15 protein-coding genes are annotated in these 19,603 nt (G+C 55.4%); 5 read left to right on the top strand and 10 right to left on the bottom strand.

Translation table 11 applies throughout. From position 1 onward, the window contains the following. The first annotated feature begins 321 nt into the window (after positions 1 to 321). Positions 322 to 537, top strand: a complete 216-nt coding sequence (gene rmf, locus ACEPAJ_RS09800) for a ribosome modulation factor (RefSeq protein ID WP_090255928.1) — start codon at positions 322 to 324, stop codon at positions 535 to 537. A 95-nt stretch (positions 538 to 632) separates the two neighbouring features. Here the strand turns inward: rmf and ACEPAJ_RS09795 are convergent, their stop codons facing one another. Further along, positions 633 to 1,667 carry a quinone-dependent dihydroorotate dehydrogenase gene (locus ACEPAJ_RS09795; protein ID WP_425914683.1) on the bottom strand — a complete coding sequence of 345 codons (1,035 nt, stop codon included), beginning with the start codon at positions 1,665 to 1,667 and terminating at the stop codon, positions 633 to 635. A gap of 81 nt (positions 1,668 to 1,748) precedes the next feature. Beyond that, complete coding sequence (locus ACEPAJ_RS09790) at positions 1,749 to 1,970, bottom strand: DUF2835 domain-containing protein (RefSeq protein ID WP_425914682.1); 222 nt, start codon at positions 1,968 to 1,970, stop codon at positions 1,749 to 1,751. Between the two features lie 150 nt (positions 1,971 to 2,120). On the opposite strand from ACEPAJ_RS09790, the gene ACEPAJ_RS09785 reads away from it, so the two are divergent. Next, positions 2,121 to 2,996 (top strand): DUF6685 family protein, encoded by an 876-nt coding sequence (locus ACEPAJ_RS09785; protein WP_425914681.1) that lies wholly within the window; start codon positions 2,121 to 2,123, stop codon positions 2,994 to 2,996. A 60-nt stretch (positions 2,997 to 3,056) separates the two neighbouring features. On the opposite strand, the gene ACEPAJ_RS09780 is transcribed toward ACEPAJ_RS09785, so the two are convergent. Genes ACEPAJ_RS09780 through ACEPAJ_RS09770 form a run of 3 tightly spaced genes read right to left on the bottom strand, consistent with a single transcriptional unit; the run spans position 3,057 to position 9,452 of the window. Next, positions 3,057 to 3,572: a calcium-binding protein gene (locus ACEPAJ_RS09780; RefSeq protein ID WP_425914680.1), complete on the bottom strand. Its 516-nt coding sequence runs from the start codon at positions 3,570 to 3,572 to the stop codon at positions 3,057 to 3,059. Positions 3,573 to 3,586: 14 nt separating this feature from the next. Continuing rightward, positions 3,587 to 9,127, bottom strand: a complete 5,541-nt coding sequence (locus ACEPAJ_RS09775; RefSeq protein ID WP_425914679.1) for a DUF5801 repeats-in-toxin domain-containing protein — start codon at positions 9,125 to 9,127, stop codon at positions 3,587 to 3,589. Further along, positions 9,030 to 9,452 carry a retention module-containing protein gene (locus ACEPAJ_RS09770; RefSeq protein ID WP_425914678.1) on the bottom strand — a complete coding sequence of 141 codons (423 nt, stop codon included), beginning with the start codon at positions 9,450 to 9,452 and terminating at the stop codon, positions 9,030 to 9,032. The genes ACEPAJ_RS09775 and ACEPAJ_RS09770 overlap by 98 nt, the downstream gene beginning before the upstream one ends. A 436-nt stretch (positions 9,453 to 9,888) precedes the next feature. Between ACEPAJ_RS09770 and ACEPAJ_RS09765 the strand changes: the two genes are divergently transcribed. The 3 genes from ACEPAJ_RS09765 to ACEPAJ_RS09755 are packed head-to-tail and all read left to right on the top strand — an operon-like array spanning position 9,889 to position 14,795. After that, positions 9,889 to 11,244, top strand: coding sequence for a TolC family outer membrane protein (locus tag ACEPAJ_RS09765; protein WP_425914677.1), 1,356 nt, complete (start codon positions 9,889 to 9,891; stop codon positions 11,242 to 11,244). Positions 11,245 to 11,268: 24 nt separating this feature from the next. Then, positions 11,269 to 13,428 (top strand): type I secretion system permease/ATPase, encoded by a 2,160-nt coding sequence (locus ACEPAJ_RS09760; RefSeq protein ID WP_425914676.1) that lies wholly within the window; start codon positions 11,269 to 11,271, stop codon positions 13,426 to 13,428. Between the two features lie 8 nt (positions 13,429 to 13,436). Beyond that, complete coding sequence (locus ACEPAJ_RS09755) at positions 13,437 to 14,795, top strand: HlyD family type I secretion periplasmic adaptor subunit (protein ID WP_274086728.1); 1,359 nt, start codon at positions 13,437 to 13,439, stop codon at positions 14,793 to 14,795. A 26-nt stretch (positions 14,796 to 14,821) separates the two neighbouring features. Here the strand turns inward: ACEPAJ_RS09755 and ACEPAJ_RS09750 are convergent, their stop codons facing one another. The 5 genes from ACEPAJ_RS09750 to ACEPAJ_RS09730 form a co-directional block, all read right to left on the bottom strand. Next, positions 14,822 to 15,436, bottom strand: coding sequence for a tRNA-uridine aminocarboxypropyltransferase (locus ACEPAJ_RS09750; protein ID WP_425914675.1), 615 nt, complete (start codon positions 15,434 to 15,436; stop codon positions 14,822 to 14,824). A gap of 92 nt (positions 15,437 to 15,528) precedes the next feature. Further along, a complete protein-coding gene (locus ACEPAJ_RS09745; protein ID WP_425914674.1) occupies positions 15,529 to 17,094 on the bottom strand; it encodes a methyl-accepting chemotaxis protein in 1,566 nt (521 codons plus the stop codon). Positions 17,095 to 17,331: 237 nt separating this feature from the next. Continuing rightward, entirely contained in the window at positions 17,332 to 17,466 is a 135-nt protein-coding gene (locus ACEPAJ_RS09740; RefSeq protein WP_425914673.1) for a PA1414 family protein, read from the bottom strand. Positions 17,467 to 17,563: 97 nt separating this feature from the next. Beyond that, positions 17,564 to 18,148: a TonB-dependent receptor domain-containing protein gene (locus ACEPAJ_RS09735; RefSeq protein WP_425917989.1), complete on the bottom strand. Its 585-nt coding sequence runs from the start codon at positions 18,146 to 18,148 to the stop codon at positions 17,564 to 17,566. A gap of 14 nt (positions 18,149 to 18,162) precedes the next feature. After that, the gene (locus tag ACEPAJ_RS09730; RefSeq protein ID WP_425914672.1) at positions 18,163 to 19,602 is read right to left on the bottom strand and encodes a TonB-dependent receptor family protein; all 1,440 of its coding nucleotides are present in this window, start codon (positions 19,600 to 19,602) and stop codon (positions 18,163 to 18,165) included. Position 19,603: the final 1 nt, after the last annotated feature.

Genomic DNA, 19,603 nt, shown 5'->3' with positions numbered 1-19,603 from the left:
AGTCTCAATCGCACTAAATTCGCGATAGCAAACCACCAGTACATAGAGCGCATATGCCCACAGCATAGGCGTTACAGCATTAAAACAGGACGCCTGGCACCGTCCTTATGGCTTGACCCTCAAAAAGGTTACGGCCTTATGACGAAACGGTCATTCACAGGCACCCGCGCATTGGTTAGAAATCACTTCAGGCCAATACCGCAACGGTACTTGGCAAGGAGGCTCGCGACGCCGGCAGCGGACTCCGTCGGCAGATCATTTCTGCCTGACCTTGCGACAAGGTCTAAGGGACATAACAGTCAACATTGAGGGCTTCACCCTATGAGAAGACTTAAGCGTGATCCGTTAGAAAGAGCTTTTTTGCGCGGTTACCAATACGGCATCAGTGGTAAATCCCGCGAACTCTGCCCCTTCACCCTCCCCTCTGTCCGTCAAGCCTGGCTAAACGGCTGGCGCGAAGGCCGCGGTGACAACTGGGACGGTATGACCGGCACCGCCGGCATCCATCGACTCAACGAACTTCACGCTGTCGGCTAATCAGGAACCTACCGACTTCACCAAGCGCGCTCCATCCGAGCGGCGGGCGCGAGCCCAGGGGCTCCCTTAGGGAGCCCTTTTTTCATCTGCCAATTTTAGCCAAGAAGCTTCTGCGGTAGCGCGGCTATCGCGTCGACCGCTTCGCGAATCAACGCAGGCCCCTTGTAGATAAACCCGGAATAAATTTGCACCAGGCTGGCGCCGGCGGCGATCTTCTCAGCCGCATGCTTGCCTTCGGTAATACCGCCCACCGCAATAATCGGCAAACGCCCTTTCAGCTCGCTGGCCAGCACCTGAACAATGTGAGTGCTCTTATCACGCACCGGTGCACCGGACAGGCCGCCCGCCTCATCGGCACACTCCAGCCCATGCACCCCTTCACGGCTCAAGGTGGTGTTGGTGGCAATCACCGCATCCATGCCGGCTTCAACCAGTGCATTGGCCACTTCGATGGTTTCTTCATCACTCATGTCCGGGGCAATCTTGATCGCCAGCGGCACACGCTTGCCATGTTGCGCCGCCAGGTCTTCCTGACGCTGACGCAAGGCTTCAAGCAACTGCTTGAGCGAGTCACCAAACTGCAGGCTACGCAGCCCTGGGGTGTTCGGCGAGCTGACGTTAACGGTGACGTAGCTGGCGTGTTGATAGACTTTGTCCAGGCACAGCAGGTAATCATCCACTGCGTTCTCGACTGGGGTGTCGAAGTTCTTACCAATATTGATTCCAAGCACGCCCTTGTATTTGGCGGCCTGAACGCGAGCCAGCAAGTGATCAACACCGTGATTGTTAAAGCCCATGCGGTTGATGATCGCTTCGGCTTCAGGCAAACGGAACAAACGCGGTTTGGGGTTACCCGGCTGCGGACGCGGTGTCACCGTACCAATTTCAACAAAGCCAAAGCCCAGTTGAGCAAAGCCATCGATGGCGTCGCCATTCTTGTCCAGCCCAGCAGCCAAACCGACCGGGTTAGGGAATTCCAGCCCCATCACCTTAACCGGCAGAACAGCCGGGCTCTTGGTCAGTAAAGCGTTAAGCCCCAAACGACCGCCAGCACCGATCAGGTCGATGGACAGTTCGTGGGAGGCTTCAGGGGAGAGTTTAAACAGCAGCTCGCGGGCCAGGGTATACATGGGCAGGCTTAGCTCGATAAAGTAACAAAGGCCGCGATTATAGCTGGCCGCACGCCCGATAGGCGAGGCGCCTCGGCAGCATCAGCCCAAACGACGCAAACTGAGCAGCTCACCAGCCGCGCTGAATTCAAGCTCGAAGGAACCATAGACGCCTTCGTGCGTCAGAAATGGCCGAAAATGATGGGCCGGCACACTGACGCTGCGGCCATCGCGGCTTTTCACTAATACCCGATTGGCACGCCCCTGATAGACGGCCCGCAAGCGTTCGGCCGATAACGCAATATCAAACACCAGACTGGGCATGGAGGCACCTTTGCAACTCAACGCAGTAATCTTGCCATACACGGCGCGCATGCTAGGTGAAAAACCTGTCGATACGCCCGATAAAGCCTGTGCAGCGGCCAGCGGGCTCTGCCACACTTGCTATGGCGATTTTGGAGTTATTACCCGGTCATGAGTCTGCCTGAGCAACCCTCCACCCTTAGCTCACGCCTCGGTGCCCTGGCGCAACGACTGGGTTTTATTGGTCGCGGGCAACGCCAAATACTTGAGCGCGCCAGTCGATTACAGCTGCCCTTTACCCCATTGCCGCCGCTGCGTGAAACAATCTGCTGGCAAGACGGCCCACAACTGCAGCGCCTGCTAGACCTGCCGCGCAGCGCACTCTCCGGCCCGGTCCAGGAAGACAAAGCCCAGGCGCATGCCATGCTGGTTGGTGTAATTGAGGCACAAGAGAAACAGCTGACTTCATTCGACCTGCGCATGATAGACGGCGTATCCAACTGCGATTCTCAGCAAGCGAGCCACGCCAGCTTCGAGGCCTTCGCTGCCAGCGAGTTGTGCCGCCAGGTACGCATCATCAGCTACAAGGACTTCGTCAAAGCCATCAGTCTGGCGCTACCGCGCTTTCTTGCCGGCGAACGCATCATCCTGCGTCAAGCTAGCTGGCGCGGTGGGCGTGTGTTCTGGTCTGGTGATCATCACAATGAAGCGTTTGCTTGCGCCATTGCCTATGCGCGCAGGCGCGAGCTGGACGTTAACCTGCCTGCCGCACTGACCCAATACCGGTTGAGCGAGCAAGGCCTGGCCAACTTGCAACAGCACTACCATGTACTGGCCATGCCGAGTGCGTCGTGGAGCGACCCTACGTTTATGGCGCTGCTGCTGGATAATGGCCTGCCTTATGCGCGCCTATCTTTGCTAGGCGCGCCTGGCTCACCGGAGTTTCTGCTGCTACCCAAGCATTCCAATGAAGCCACCGCCCTGGGTGAAGGTCTACGCCTGGCGGGTGCGCCGGATGTGGTGAGCTACCTGCTACAACTCGCATAATGCCATCAAAAGTTTAAGCCCGCTTTATCAAGCGGGCTTAAACTTGTGCCAATACTTGTACTAAACCACGAGCGTATCGTTACCCAACATACCGTTGATCACATCGAGCGCATTCCCACCCGCAAGCAGGTCAAACGACTCCAAGGTAATTTTCTGATCCGCTGGCTGACTGTCCAAATTCCCGGCGCTGGAAACTTCAATCAAAGTACTAGTACCGTCGAAGCTCAGCGCCAAGTATGAACCAAGTAAATCGCCAGACGTGACAGAACCCACGACATCCAACAAGTCTGACAAGTCCAGCACATCCATATCACTAGGTGTACGCCCAAATTCTTTGACGACATCGTGGTAATTCCCGCCACGGTCATCTTCATTCCATACAAAAGTGTCGTTACCACTACCTCCGATCAGCAGATCATCACCGGCTCCCCCAATTAATCTGTCGTCACCACCCTGGCCATAGAGGATGTCGTTGCCAGCCCCACCGTTGAGAATGTCATTTCCGCCTACAGAACCTTCTTGACCGTAAACAGCATGATTTTCAGCAATCAAATCGCTGAGTTGGCTATTGGTCAAACCAGGATTGGCCGCTACGAACGCCGCCCAGCCGCCATCAGTGTTATCTGCATGAATACTGTCGCCAAAAATGATATCGTTGCACCCCCTCCATTAAGAACATCATCACCCACACCGGCAACATCGATTGCACCACCAGCCAGACTGCCGATAACGGCCGAAAGCTGATTGGCGGTAGTCACATTATCCGCCTCACCACTATCAATCTGATCTAGCCGACCCAATTGAGTAGCCGACACACTTATACCAATGGACTCAATGGTGAATCCCGCACCGTCAATAAGAGCTACCTCACTCACAGTATCGCCACTGCCAATTCCAAGCACATGATTCATGGCGTCACTTTCATTTACACTAACAACAGTACTTTCCCCGTCCTCCTGCAGAGCTCGGTTAGGCGAACCGTCCGACACAAAAATCAGCTTATTTAAATCAGCCGCTGCAACAGGATCAGCTGACTGAATCCAGTTATTGGCCCTAACCAAACCTGCTTCATAATTCGTAAATTCCCCGCTGGTAGCGCTGCCATTGGCCGTCATTACACTAATAAACGTAATCGCGGCATCCAACTGCGCAGAATCACCTACGCCGCTTGCAGTCAACGTGAAGGTACTACCTACAGGTGCATTTGTACCAAACCTGACCAAATGCACTTTAATATCACTGGCACCCGAGTTGTATAGATCATTCAAAGAGGAAATCACGGACTGCTTTAATGCTTCAAGACGAGTTATATTACTGGTTACACCTTGAGCATTGGTAAAGGTAATATTGCTATCCATACTGCCCGAGTTATCCAGCACATAAACAATATTGGCTTTCTGACCTGGTAACTGAGTAGCCCCCCCAACATCCCCAATCAGCACATCATTGCCGCCTACACCATGTATCACGCCACCTAGAACAGTATCGAATGGGCTGGCAATGAAATGCGGAACATCAGAATCGGCATCATCGCTGAAATTCTCACCGACCACTAGGACCGACTGGTCGTTGAGAATGCAGATTTCCAGACTGGCCGAATCCTTGTCACCATCACCATCCACCAACGTGTAGGTGAACAACTGCTCAACCTTGCCATCATCGCCGAAGTTCGCGGCTGATAGGTTGGTCTTAGAGACGAAGCTGTATTCGCCAACATTCGATCCCTGCAGATCAATCTTCAAGGTGCCCAGTTCGGTAATCAACGTAAGCACCTTACTGGAGGCATCGAAACTGTAGGTAACCGGGCCAGCGCCCGATACATTTATATCCGTCCCATCAGCATTGAGAGCAAAGGTTTTCGCCCCCAAAGCGATAGAGTCAATCCTCCCTACACCATCAGCACCTGACGCATCGTTTGCTAGCACATTGCCAGCCACAACACCGCCAACACTGACCAGGTCCACTAAAGTAGCGGATAGGTTTTCCGGTGTGGCAAGGATATAGGTCCCACTGCTTGCAACAGGATTAAGGTATTGACCGTTATTGACATTTATACCAATAGCGTATGCCTGGAACGCATTGGTCACCGGCAGGCCATCACTGTCGATGTTTCCGTTTTCGATGAAGTCGTTCCAGGCATTTATAGCCGGCACCTGATTCGCCGCATTGGGTTCCGGGTTACCGTCAGAGATGAAATAAAGCTTGTGCTGCTGGGCAGCATCCGCACCTGGGGCATTCACATCAAGCAGGATTTGCGCCTCGGCAGTACTTAGTGCCGCCGCATAATTTGTCCATCCATCTGCAGCAAGACCATTCACATCATTTATCAGGTCGGTATAACCTGCATCACCGACTGAGTTAAAGCTGTAATCGCCAACGTTTACTGAATTGGTGGCGAAGGTCACCAAATTGACATGAATAGGAGCATCCAGCGCAGCATATGCTTGAGCCAGATCGGCTACCGCTGCTTTAAGTGCAGTAAGTTTTGCCACACTCATACTGCCAGATGTGTCTAGCACTAATGTCACATTAACCAACGGCAACGGTGACTGAATAATACAGCTCGGTGAATCATCGCTGGCCATTGGCGTGTCATCATCTACATTGATGCGCAAACTGCCGGTTGCACTATCACCATCTTTATCAGTGACATTGTAGGCTAGGTTAAACTCAACATTGTTTTCGTCCAAACCCGCTGGATGGGATATCGGTGCATTATGCGTCACAGCATAGACTCCAGACGCATTGTCCAGTGTCACGGTTAGCACCAAGGTTGCCCCCTGGCTGATCAAAAGTGAACCTTCGGAATTTGTCGCGTAGGTAAAACCTGCTGGGGCAACACTGGCAAGCCATTGCACAGTACCGGCGCCGTCTGCACCGAAGTCATGGCCCAATGTCCCACTGATATTCACGGCGTTATCATCACCGATACCGCTTGGAACACCACTGGCAAGGGCATCGTCGTCCAGTTGTACCAAGTCATTCGGCAGCACACTTGGGCCGTCATCCTTAAAGCTGATAACCGTACCGATATCAATGCTTGCGCTCGCCTGGTCACCATCGCCATCGGTCACGACGGCATTCAAACTGACATGCCCCTCGCCCAAGAACTTGGCTTCATCTGGATCACCCGTTGGGTGAACAATGGCGCGCAGTTGGTCAAGAGTGACGGTACCTGCAGCGTCGACACTCAGAGTAAATACCAGCTGGTTGGTGCCAGAGGTACGACCCTCAATGACCCCAGCATTCAGGCTAAGGATCACCGCCTGGTTGGTTTCTGTATCGACCAAGCCCGAGTTGACGTCATGCACGATCAGGTTATAACTCAGGGGGGTCAAACTATGCAGGCCATCGGCACCCGGCTGCACATTAAACACACCACTGAAGCTGGCGGTTGCATTAATGTGGAAGGTCGACTCATCGACCTGTAGCGCTGAACCCCAGGTGACATTGGTGCTGACATCGTTGTAGTCGTAATCCGAGGTGAGTGTTTTGTCCTCCCAGTTCTGGTTACCTACGCTGCCGATGTCCTGCAAATGTGAGCCACCTGGATTTAAGCTGGCATCACTGAACAACACATTAGCCCCATCAGCCCCAACCAGCGGCACACCTCCCACTGTCGCCTGCCACTGGCCGGAGACAAACTCGAAAGTCACACTGGTTCCATTAGCCAAGCCAGGATTAGCTCCTCCATTGGGGATGATAAAGAAGCCTGTATTGGCAGGATCCAGACCACTAAGGTCAGCCACATCGCTAACGGACTGGTCCTGGACATTGGCCCAAATTACTTTGCCGTCTACTGGCGTACCATCAGGAGCCTTGTTGTAGTAGCCGTAGGAATTGCTGAAGCCGGCATCCGTTCCTTGGAAGGTTACAAAAGAGCTGACTCCGAGACTGCCCGCTTGGATGGTCGGCGTATCGTCATCAATAGTCACCACGAGCGACCCCGTAGCCGAGTCGTTATCACCATCAGTTACCGTGTAACCGATGTTCAGGGTGATATCGTCTTCGGTGCCAATAACCGGGTGCATCAATGGTTGTAACAGGTTGATGGTGTAGGCACCGCTGGCAGGGTCCGTGAGTACCACCGTCAGCAAAGCACCACGACCAGAACTGATGGTCAAGGTATTGGAAAGCGCATCCCAATCGGATGTCACAGCCTCCGACCCCAAGCTCAGCGGGCCGCTAAACGCGATGGATTTGAGACCGTCTGCCCCGGCATCAAATGCCAAATTACCACTGGTGCTGGTAGCAGCGCCCGCAACATCACCTGGGCCGCCATTGATACCGCCAGAGAGGCCTTCGTCATCCAGAACTGGCGTAGCAACAACATTGCCAGCAGTTGGACCATCGTCTTCGAAGCTAAAGGCACTGGCGGCGCCCAGGTCAATGGAGACGCTGTCGCTGTCGCCATCTCCGTCAGTCACGGTCTGGGTCAGCAGCAATGCACCTTCGGCCAGGGACAGCACTTCGCTGTCGTCCGCATCCGCGGTGTCGTCATGCCAAATGTTGTCCAGCAGATCCAGGGTCACTTCGCCACTGACTGGGTCGATGGTCAGGGTGAAATACGGCACGCCACCGGCACTGCCGGTGACCACGTTGCCCACCTGGTTCAGGACAATCTGTTCGCCCTGACCCAGCGGCGCACTGGCATCCACTGCATACAAGCCACTCGGTACATCCGCGCCGCTCAACTCCAGGCTGTAAACCGTGGCGTCATCACCTGCCGCCGCACCGTCGGCACCAAACGCACTGTCAAACTGCGACTGCACCACTGCCGCACTTAGCACGGCAGAAGGAATACCATCGCCCTGGACTCCGCCAAAGCTCACCAGGCTTTCATCCACACGCACGGTACCCAACTCACCAGACTGTTCGCTGAGCTGTGCAACTGGACCATCATCCTCAAAGCCAATGCGTGAACCCAGTTCAACAGACTCAGAGGTTGCCGAATCCCCGTCATTGTCATAAATCTTGACAGTCACCCCGACTAAACCGTCGCCAATAACGGCCATGCTGTCGTGGTTATTACCGTCATTGCCATGATCAACAGCAGCATATTGGGTGACAGAAACAGCTCCAGTACTTGAATTTATACTGATCCGGAATACCACCAGGCCGCCGTCGGCAATCCCAAGAATGTCTCCCGCATCGGCGCCACCTCCTCCGACAAACGAGAGCAAGATAGGGCCGCCCGCGGTGGCGGTAAGGCCCGAGTCGGCTCCACTTTCTGACAGGGTTAGCGAGAATGCTCTGGCTTCGAGGTTCTCACCATCAGCACCGGGATCAACAGCCAGTGAGAAAATGCTTTCCAAATTGAAGCTGGCGTAGCCAATAACACCTGCTTCGCTACCGGCATAACTGGTTTCATCGTTATTTTGGGCTTGGCCTGACTCATCCTTAGTTGAGCCTCCAGTGCCAACTGACTCGTCAACAACCAGCAACCCACTCTGCTCGGAAATATCAAACCGCAAAATGCTGGGGCCATCGTCATACACAGCAATCGTCAACGGCACAGTTGGCGACACATCGCCATCGCCATCGAACACACGAACAAGAAATGGGTCGAGCAACTGATCATCAGCCCCAACCGCATCGGGGTTGGAATGATTGAGCGTGTTGTCGGCTAGGGTGTAAGTCCAGTTGCCGGCAGCATCAAATACCAACTGCCCATAAGCGCCCTGAACCACACCACCGCCCTGTACGTTGATCCACACCCCATCCTTATCTAGCACCTGGATAGCCGAGATACCGTCAGGTGAGTTGATGACCAATGAGCCGGAGACATTCTCAGCGTTGCTGCCGGGATTCGAACCTGCCTGGCCATCAAGGTTAGTTGGCGCGCCGGGATTAAGCGCGGCTTCCTCCACTACACCCGGCCCGGCAACCACAGAGCCTTCTTGATCGAAGTAAATGATCCCAACCGTGGGTGAGGAGTCATCGGCCGCCACCGGTTCTGGGTTAGGGAACTCCGGCCCGCTACTCAACCCTTCGGTCGGAAAGCCAATAATTGGCTCGAGTGCACCAGCGGTTTCACCCAAGAGTACAAACGAGTGGCCCCCCCACTGCACCTGGCGCCCCACCAGCACCAGGACCAGCAGCAGTTGCTTCGCCTTCAAGTGTTGGGTCAACACCCGCCTCGATTGCCGCTTGCAACCTTTCTACATCAGTCAGATCGCTATCGCTGGGCGTATCTGCTGGCACTTGCGCGGGCGCGGCTGGTGGGTTGGCGCTGTCTGCAAGCATTTGCTCATTAAGACTCAGGCTGCTTTCGCGCCCAAGGGTTAGCAGCTGTCCATCACTCATGGCGACAGAGACAGCGCCTGCGGCCCCGGTAACAATTTGCTCCCCTGCAAAGACTCGATCACCTTCACTGAGTGGCCGACGCGTTCCGTCGCCAGCTACTGCATAGACTTCGCCGATAACTTGGCTGACGACACCAATCAAAGTAGCCATGATTCCATCCTCACTACAACTGCCGACCACCGTCGACACGTATGTCAAAGGGACCAAACACACCTACAAGGAAGAGTAAAAACAGCTGATTGATAATTACGACGTTTTGCTTAAAAAACTAAACGACAAAAAAATGCCACCAAAAACTACGCCGTCTATCGAACCAGTACATCCCGCCCCTACTAAATGCATTTGACCATCTGCTTTAAGCCATGCACGCCGCTGAAGGGCACAAAGCGCCTGACTTATGAGTACAAACAATGGGCCAAATCGCCAAGACTGCATAAGATTTTTTTCTTATAAACCTTGTGAAATTTTTATCTTAGCTATGCTTGAAAGTGTTCTTAGCTTTGATCTTATAAATCGAGAGTAATCCAAAAATTATTAAAGCCATTTTTTTGGCGGCATAAATAAGAGCTTATAAGGAGATGTACAAATGCGCGTACTAAACCCTTTATGGAGCAGTATTGTGCTGGCAGCAGTGTGTTCTCAGGCACAAGCCATCACCTTATCCGAGGCAATCCAAAGCACATTGGATAACCACCCGGAAGTGCATGCCGGGGCTAACAGTCGCCTTTCATCGGACGAAGAAGTCAAGATTGCTAAAGGCGGTTATCTACCAACTGTTGATCTGCTCATGGGCTACGGTCGAGAAAATACCGACAGCCCTAGTACCCGAGCGCTGGGCAACCACAACACCGAAACGCTGAATTACGGCACCTCTGAGCTGCGTCTGCGGCAAATGATTTTTGATGGTTTCAACACGCCCAATGAAGTGGAGCGTACTAAAGCGGTGGTCAATTCGAGGGCTTATCGCCTGCTGGGCACCTCAGAAAGCCTGGCGCTGCGTACTGTTGAGGTGTACCTCGACTTATTGATGCGTCGGGAAATGGTGGCCCTTGCTCGCAACAACCTACAGGCTCACCAACGGATTAATGATCAAATCGGCCTACGCAGCCAACAAGGCGTGGGGAGTACAGCAGACTTGGATCAGTCCGAAGCACGCTTGGCGCTGGCAGAAAACAACTTTTATACAGAACAAGTGAATCTGGCCGATGCCGAAGCCAATTTCTTCAGTGCTGTTGGCCGTATGCCCAATGAGCTGACCGCACCCGCATCACTCAAAGGCTCACTGCCGGAAACCCTCGTCGAAGCTCGGCAAGCGGTCGAGAGTAATAATCCCTTTTTGAAATCAGCGCAGTCCGATGTACAAGCAGCCGAAAAGCAATATGAGGTTGCCAAATCAACCTTCTACCCACGCGTTGACCTTGAGCTGGCAACCAACGCCGATAACAACACGCAAGGTGACCAGGGCCATAACAATGGCTGGCGTGCGGCAGTGGTGATGAATTACAACCTATTCAATGGCATGCGCGATAAGGCGCGCCTGCAATCGACGGCTTATCAAATCAACGAGTCGATGGACATCCGCAACAATGCGTTGCGCGTACTCAATGAGAACCTCTCGCTGGCGTGGAATGCCATGGAAAACGCCCGCCTGCAAACGCCTAAAGCACGCGACTACGCCGAATACACGGCGAAGGTTCGCGGCGCTTATCAACAACAGTTCGGCCTGGGTCAACGCACCCTGCTTGACCTGCTGGACAGTGAAAATGAGCTGTTCACCGCTAACCGACGCTACAGCGAAGTACGCTACAGCGAAGAGTTCTCCATGTACCGGGTGTCCGCAGCAATGGGCGATTTGTTACGCCAGCAGCAAGTAGTAGTACCGGCAGAAGCTGTAGCCCTTACTGAAGTGAAGAGCGAGGCACGCCTGCCTGCAATGAAGTAGAACGACCATAAGGAGTAGTAACCTTTGACCAGCATGGAGCGGCCAGAAACATCCAGCGATCCGCGTCTAAACCACGACGACCCGTTGCTTGATGGTTTATTGATTCTTTGCAAACTCCACGGCTGCTCAGCCAGCCGTGGCAGCTTGAGTGCAGGGCTGCCTCTGCCAGAACAGCGCCTGACCGCAGAACTGTTATCCCGTGCGGCGGCGCGGGCTGGTTTGCAGGGGCGCTTACTGCACCGTGACCTGGCCAGTATCTCAGCCCTCAATCTGCCAATACTGTTGCTGCTGAAAAATGGCCGCAGCGCTGTATTACGTCAATGGGGAGAAAATAACCAGGCACAGATACTGCCCTGCGAAGCCGATGGCGGTGAGCAATGGGTCAGCCGAGAACAATTAGCCAGCGAGTACAGTGGGCAAGCCTTCTTTGCCCGCCCACGCCATGAACTGGAAGAAACGCGCTCCCCACTCATACCGCGCATAGAGGCCTGGTTTCGCGACACCCTGAAACTGTCACGCTGGTTATATACGGATGCGATTCTCGCCAGTCTGCTGATCAACCTGCTCGGTTTAATGGTGCCGCTGTTTGTGATGCAGACCTATGACCGCGTAGTCCCCAACCAAGCCACCTCGACACTCTGGGTACTGGCCATTGGCTTATTTATCGGCATGGGCTTCGAGTTACTGCTGAAAATTCTACGTGCGCACCTGCTTGATACGGCGGGCAAGAAAACCGATGTGGTGTTGTCGGCAACACTGTTCGAACGTATCACCGGTATGTCGATGACTGCCCGCCCCGCTACGATCGGCGGCTTTGCTCAAAGCATTCATGATTTTCAGGGCCTACGCGAATTTCTCACGGCGGTCACCCTCACCAGCCTGATCGATCTACCCTTCTCATTTTTGATGATTACGGTGATATGGCTGGTCGGCGGCTGGCTGGTGATCATCCCCCTGCTGGCGTTTCCGATCACCGCGCTCTTTGCCTTTATTATTCAGGCGCGCTTACGCGACACCGTGGAAAAGAGTCTGCAACTGGCCTCGCAGCGCCAAGCACTGTTAATCGAAACCCTCGGTGGTCTTGAAACCCTTAAAGCCTGCGGCGCAGAGAGTGAGCGCCAGCATCAATGGGAAAAAACTCACGGGGCGCTCACCCGCCTGGATATCCACGCGCGCTCATTGGCTGCAATCGCCACCAACGGCACACTATTCCTGCAGCAGTTTGCCGGCATGGCCACCATCGTCGCGGGGGTTTATATCATCATTGCCGGTCAACTCAGTGTGGGGGCGTTGGTGGCCTGTTACATGCTGGGTAGCCGGATCCTCGCCCCTCTTGGACAAATTGCCGGGCTGATCACCCGCTATCAACAGGCACGCCTGACCATGACCAGCACTGATGCGCTAATGGCTCTGCCACAAGAGCGTCAGGCGAAACAGCGGCCACTGGAACGTACGCAACTGCACGGCGCGCTTGATGTGCGTGATGTCACCTTTAGCTACCCAGGCCAGAGCAGCCCGGCGCTTGACGGTGTGAGCCTGCGAATGAGTGCCGGAGAGCGCATCGGCATCATCGGCCGCAGCGGCTCAGGCAAGAGCACGCTGGCGCGATTGGTCATGGCGTTCTACAGCCCTGACAAGGGGCAAATCCTGCTGGACAACCTGGACTTGCGTCAGCTTGACGTGTCCGATCTGCGCCACCAAATTGGTTACGTCGCCCATGACCTGCCGCTACTGGCTGGCAGCCTGCGCGATAACCTGACGTTAGGCGCACGCTATGTCAGCGATGCGCGCATGCTCGAAGTCGCCGAACTGACTGGGGTGGTCGACCTGGCACGGCAACACCCACAAGGCTTCGACCGTCCAGTGGGCGAACGCGGCCAGCTGCTTTCGGGCGGTCAGCGCCAGGCTGTACTGCTGGCCCGTGCACTGTTGCTTGACCCGCCTATTCTGCTGCTCGATGAGCCCACCAGCGCGATGGATAACACCAGCGAAGACATACTGCGCAACCGTCTGCATACCTGGGCCCAAGGTAAAACCATGCTGTTGATCACGCACCGCGCCTCCATGCTCAGCCTGGTGGATCGCCTGGTGGTATTGGACAACGGCCATATTGTTGCCGACGGTCCCAAAGAAGCCGTCATTGAAGCGCTACGCAAAGGTCGAGTTGGCCCCGCAGCGGTATAGGAGCGCTCATGCAAAAGAACCATTCGATTAGCCAATACTTCGCCAGTATGCGGCAGCGCAAACAAGACACCGAGTTTATGCCAGAGGTCGACGGGGCCATTCTCGAAGACTCACCCTGGTTCACGCGCATCACTGTTTGGGTGGTCAGCGCCTGCCTAATATCAGCGCTGGTCTGGGCCAATTTTGCGGTACTGGAGGAAGTCACCACGGGCGAAGGCAAAGCCATACCTTCTAGTAAAATTCAGGTCATCCAGAATCTAGAGGGTGGCATCGTCAGCGAGATATTTGTTCGTGAAGGGCAGATCGTTGAACAAGGCGCCGTGTTACTGCGCCTGGACGATACACGCTACCTCTCCAATCGCGGGGAAGCTGAAGCCGATCGCCTGGCACTGGTGGCGCGCGTCGAACGGTTGACGGCTGAAGCGGAAGGCCGCCCGATAAGCATGCCAGAAGAGATCTTACGCCTTGCACCGCAGTTGGCTGAAGACGAACTGGCGGTTTATCAGTCTCGACAAAACCGCCTACAAAGTGAGCAGCGCACACTCGGCGAACAACTGCGGCAAAAAACCCAAGAACTTGCCGAGTTTCGTGCCAAAGCCCAACAATATCGCTCCAGCATGGGCCTGCTGCAGCAAGAGCTGAATATGTCACAACCGTTGGTTGCCGCAGGCGCAATCTCCCAAGTGGAGATCCTCCGTTTACGCCGCAGCTTGGTCGAAGTACGCGGTTCACTAAACGCCACCAACTTGGCAATACCCAGGGCCGAATCGGCAATGGATGAAATCAAAAGCAAAATTGAAGAGTCCGAGCTAAGTTTCCGCTCCGACGCCTTCAAGGAGCTCAATGAAATTCGTACAGAGCTACAGAAAATTACCGCCAGCAGCGTCGCTATTGACGATCGCGTCACCCGCACAACCGTGGTTTCACCTGTGCGCGGCATCATCAATCAGCTCAAAGTCAACACCATTGGTGGCGTGGTGCAGCCTGGCAGCGACATGCTGGAAATCGTCCCCCTGGACGACAGCCTGTTGATCGAGGCCAAGGTACGGCCGCAGGATGTTGCCTTCCTCCATCCAGGGCAGAAGGCCATGGTCAAATTCACCGCCTACGACTACACCATCTATGGCGGCCTTAAAGCCAACCTCGAGCTGATCAGCGCCGACACCATTACCGATGAGGAAGGCAACAGCTTCTACCTCATTCAGGTGCGCACCGATAAAAGCCACTTAGGCAGCGACAAGCACCCGCTGCTAATCATCCCCGGCATGGTCGCCAGCGTGGACATTATTACTGGCGAAAAGAGCGTTCTCGACTACTTGCTTAAACCCGTGCTGAAGGCGCGCTCAGAAGCCATGCGCGAACGCTAAAACGCCCTATAACGGGCTCATATTTTTCAGGATGAGGCATCCTGTTTGCCATGATTACGTTGGTAGGTGTGCTCCCCCATCGCTTCAATCTGCCCATCAATCAACACCTCAAAGGGTTTGAGCAGCGCATCGAAACAGCCAGGTGCCTCGACTGTATTCAGCGCGGTAACGATCGCTTCGATGGTTGATAACGCACCCGCTACTGGCGCTTTGCGTAAACGATAACGTGACTGTAACCCCTCAGGCAGCGCCACCCTGGGCAAAGCCGCCAATAGCGGATTGAGGTGCAGCAGTTTGCGCGCCTTACGCCAGGTACCGTCGGGTACCACCAGTAGCAGCGGCAGCTCGTTGCGCTGTTCAGCAAACGGCATCAGAGGTTGCGCATGCTCACCCGGAAACAGTAAACACGCATGGTAGCCGGGCTGCTGTAACAGTGCTGCGAGCGACTCGAACACCTCACCAACCAGCAATTCGGCGTTACTCAAGCCAAGCGCAGCCAAGCGCGCGGTATTCAGCGCATGCTTAACCTCACTCGGATGCTGCAGAATCAATACCCGAGTGCGGCTCGGTAAGCTCGGGATAAGCGCACACAGGCAGCGCTCGGATGGACGGGTACAACGTGGGCATTGCGCGCGCGACATGGGTTTCTCCTCAGCCGCGCAGTTTGCCATACCCCATAAAAAATCGGCCCCCTGTCACGTGCCAGGCAGGCCGATAATTGTGCAACTCTCACTCAGCGGTTGAAGCGCTCCGCCAAGCTATGTAAGTAATCCGCCATGTCCTCCAGTTCCTGCCCAATTGCCGCACCTTGATGGGCCTGCTCAGCACTGCGGTCCGAGAGCTGAGCAATCTGAGTGATCTGCCGGCTGATGTCTTCTGCCACATGGCTCTGCTCTTCAGATGCCGAGGCCATCTGCTGGCTCATGCCGGTAATCCGGCTGACAGCCGCGCTGATGCCATCCAGGGCGCTGCGCACAGACTCCACGCTCTCGACGCTCTGTTTGGAAATGGCTTCGCCTTTGCCCGCGGTGACCACTGCACGTTCGGCCCCCGCACGCAGCGAAGCGATGATCTGATGGATCTGCTCAGTCGACTCGCGCGTGCGTGACGCCAGCGAGCGGACCTCATCGGCCACCACGGCAAAGCCTCGCCCTTGCTCACCCGCACGCGCCGCTTCAATTGCCGCGTTAAGCGCTAGCAGGTTGGTCTGTTCGGCAATGGAGGTGATCACGTCGGCCACGCTACCGATTGACTGAGTGGAGTTGGCCAAGTCATTAACCGCCTGCCCAATATCCACGACAGCTTTCGCCATGTGATGCATGGAATCCAGACTGCCGCCGGCCAGCTCTAAGCCCTGCATGGCCAGACGATCCGCTTCCTCAGCGGCATGTGAAGTGCTCTGGACGTTATGCGTGACTTCCTGAATGGTTGCAGCCATTTCGTTGATAGCCGTCGCTGACTGATCCGTCTCACTGCGCTGTTGATCAAGCATTTGCGCACTAGAGCGCGACAGATCAGCCGAGCGCGCCGCATGTTTTTTAACGTTGTTACCGGCATCCTCAATACGCGTCAGTGCCGTCTGCAAACGAGCTTCTTCGCTGATCATGGCCATATCCAGCAACGCCTGCGCACCACGATTGTTGGTGTACGTCAGAGCAACCAGGGCACTGGTAAATGCCTTAGGGTGCTCAGCAAGGGTCTGCCTGATCAGGCGGCGCTTAGCCGATAATTGATAAGAGCCGAGGCCAAACATTACAGCGCCAATAAAGCCCCATAACCAAGGCCCGCTAAGTACAAATTGTGCACCAAGAATCAGCAGGGCGACCAAGATCACCGGCCATGACTGGATAATATCGAGTGTCCAGTATTCAAGTTTAGGCACGGGTGGCTTGCCTTCACGCAAGCGCGCATAAAGTTTTTCAGCGCGTCGTTTCTGCGCGTCATCCGGCAAAGAGCGCACTGATTCATAACCCGCGACGCGGGCACCCTCATAAATGGGCGTGACATAGGCGCTAACCCAATAGTAGTCACCGTTTTTCGAGCGATTCTTAACGATGCCCATCCAGGGCTTGCCCTGCTTGATGGTCTCCCACATGTGCGCAAACACGGCAGGAGGCATATCAGGATGACGCACCAAATTATGCGGCTGGCCGATTAACTCCTCTCGGGTGAAGCCACTCACCTCCACAAAGGCGTCATTGCAATAGGTGATATTGCTATTCAGGTCGGTAGTGGAAATCAACCGCTCATGCTGGGGGAAAGTTTTTTCCCGCTGAGTTACTGGGAGGTTCTGGCGCATTGTGGGCTTTCCCTGTCTGAGCGATGTGTGGGTGTACAGGTAATGGTCTAGCACAGTCCGAACAACTCGCTAGCAAATGCTTGTATGAGTCATTCAGCAGGCCCAAGGCCGCTGCCTTTTAGGGCGAAAGGCAGCCAGCGCAACAGCAGGGATTTGAGCGCGAGGAGGCATAGCCTAGGCACACACATCGGCTACTGGCGTTACAGGTTGGTCGTTTAAGTAAACAGCACGGGCGTATCAGCGGCGTCGACGGTCTTCAGGCTGAGAGGCTGGTTTAGTGCTACGTACCGGGATGGGTTGCAATGTTGGCTGCTCAAGCAGACCAAGGGTTCTCAACAGATCAAGCAGGGCGTGCTGTAACTTGGCGTTCATAAATAGCCTCCAACCAAGATCATCGAACAGGTACTTGTGCTTCTCGTCTCATCTTAGTTCACGTGAGCCGAAACTGCCGCAGCGGCGCTGTTACACGCTAAAACAGCAGGCGCAAGCCTGCATACAGGGTTCGTCCCGGCCCCGGCTCAAAATAGCGAGCGCTGCCATCGTTAATCCGCAGGTTGTCAAAGTATTCACGCCCCAGCAGGTTATCGATCCCCAGGTAAGGTTCCAGACTTTGCTCACCAAGCTGCAAGCGCTTGCCGAGGCGCAGGTTAAGCAAGGCATAACCGGGGGCTGACTGAGTATTGGCATCGTTGGTGTATACGCGCGCCTGGGCTGTAGCGCCCAAGCGTATGTATGCACCTTGATGCTCATAGGTCAATTCAGTGAAAAAGCTTTGCCGCGGGATACCGGGGGTGCGCTTGCCAGCAAAGTCGCCTGCAGACGTTTGATACTCTGCAAAGCGGTAGCGGTTGTAGGTATAAGCCATCGACCAGCGCCAAGCCTCGGCCAGTTGCCAGTCCAGGCTCAATTCGAGGCCATCACGGCGCGACTGCCCGGCATTGCGATAGAAGTTACGCCCCGGCTGAGTTGGCAGGCTAAACGCCACCAGCTCATCCTTCAGGTCGATCCGGTACAACGCCAAGGCATAACGCAGCGAGGTCCACTCACCTTTCAGTCCTAGCTCATGGCTTACTGCCTGGGCCGGCTGTAACGCTGCATTGACCCCCCCCCTTGCGGGTTTGCCAGCTCATTGATGGTCGGCGTTTCGAATGAACTGGCCAGCCGTGCGTAAAGCGACTGTTGTGGCGTCAGGCGATAACTCAGGCCAGCGCTGTAGTTCCAGTCTGCCAGGCTGCGCGAGCCTGAATCATCGCGACTGTCGGCCAGGTAAAGGTCATCCACCGCCAGGCGCACGTGGTCATAGCGCACCCCAAGGGTGGCCTGCCACTGCTCAGTCAGGTTGATCTGATCTTCGATAAACAGTCCTTGGCTAAGCGCGGACTCATCTTGATGCTGGCGCAACTGCCCGCGTTCGCCGAGCAAATTGTCATAGCGTCGCCGATCATCTCGCTGGGCTTCCAGGTCGAAACCTGTGGTGATTTTATGTGGCACGCCGATTAGCTCGCGGTAATGACTGTACTGCCCGCCGATACCGCTGAAATAGCGTTCAAAGGTCGTTTGGCCGCTCGTGGTAAACCCCAGTTGATTGCCGAACTCACGGCGCCCCAAATAGCTGCGCAGTTGGTACTGATCAGACCCTGAAGCGTAGCCATCCCAAACCAACGCCAGGCGTTGCTGACGAATAAACTCATCGCCATCAAAGCGCAGGTTGTTCGGCGCCGCTTGCCGGCGATCCGCGTCGACTTGGGCCGCCGTTAAACCACCGGGATCCTCGGCGCGGTTATCGATCGCATTGAAACTTAGGCGTAAGCGCCCCGCCGGCGCATACCAACGCAGTTTGGCGGTCAGGCTGTTGGTCTGCGCTGCGCCGTGCTGGCGATCCCCGTCTAAATGGGTGCTGTTAAACGCCAGCAATGCGCCCAAGTTGCCGTCACTGCCCGCCATTTCGACGCGTGTTCGCTGATAGCCGAGGCTTGCAGCGCTCAGGTCAAGCTGCATCGAGGGCAACGCCGGCGGCTCGCGTGTTTCGATCGCTAGCACTCCGCCGGCAGCATTGCCGTAGAGCACCGAGGCCGGCCCGCGCAAAACCTCCATGCGCTCAACCAAGCCAAGGTCGAGACCGTCGAGTTCGGTTTGCCCATCCGGCATGGTCAGGGGTACACCATCGACAAGTACCCGAATACCGCGCACACCAAAGTTACCGCGCGCGCCGAATCCACGAATCGACGGACGCAGACCTTGGGCCAGGTTGTAACGATTGAGGCCGAATACGCCCGGCACACGTGCCAGCCAGGTATCCAGAGCGAGGTTCTGCTCACCCGGCGTTGCCCCTGCATCGACCACCGTTACCGCCGCCGGCGTACTCAGCCAGCGCACGTTACTGCGTGGGCTGGTGATGAGTAGCGGAGCCGGCGCAACTGCGCTGTGGTCAACCTCGGTCGCGTGCAGTACGCGGCTATCTGCCAGCAGCCAAAGCCCGCTAGCGACGAAACCAAGCGGCACTCGCATG

The organism is Pseudomonas sp. GWSMS-1 (genome assembly GCF_049847425.1).
Lineage (GTDB): Bacteria > Pseudomonadota > Gammaproteobacteria > Pseudomonadales > Pseudomonadaceae > Aquipseudomonas.
The sequence above is the reverse complement of the archived record's forward strand: the minus strand, read 5'-3'. Positions and strand labels throughout refer to the sequence as shown.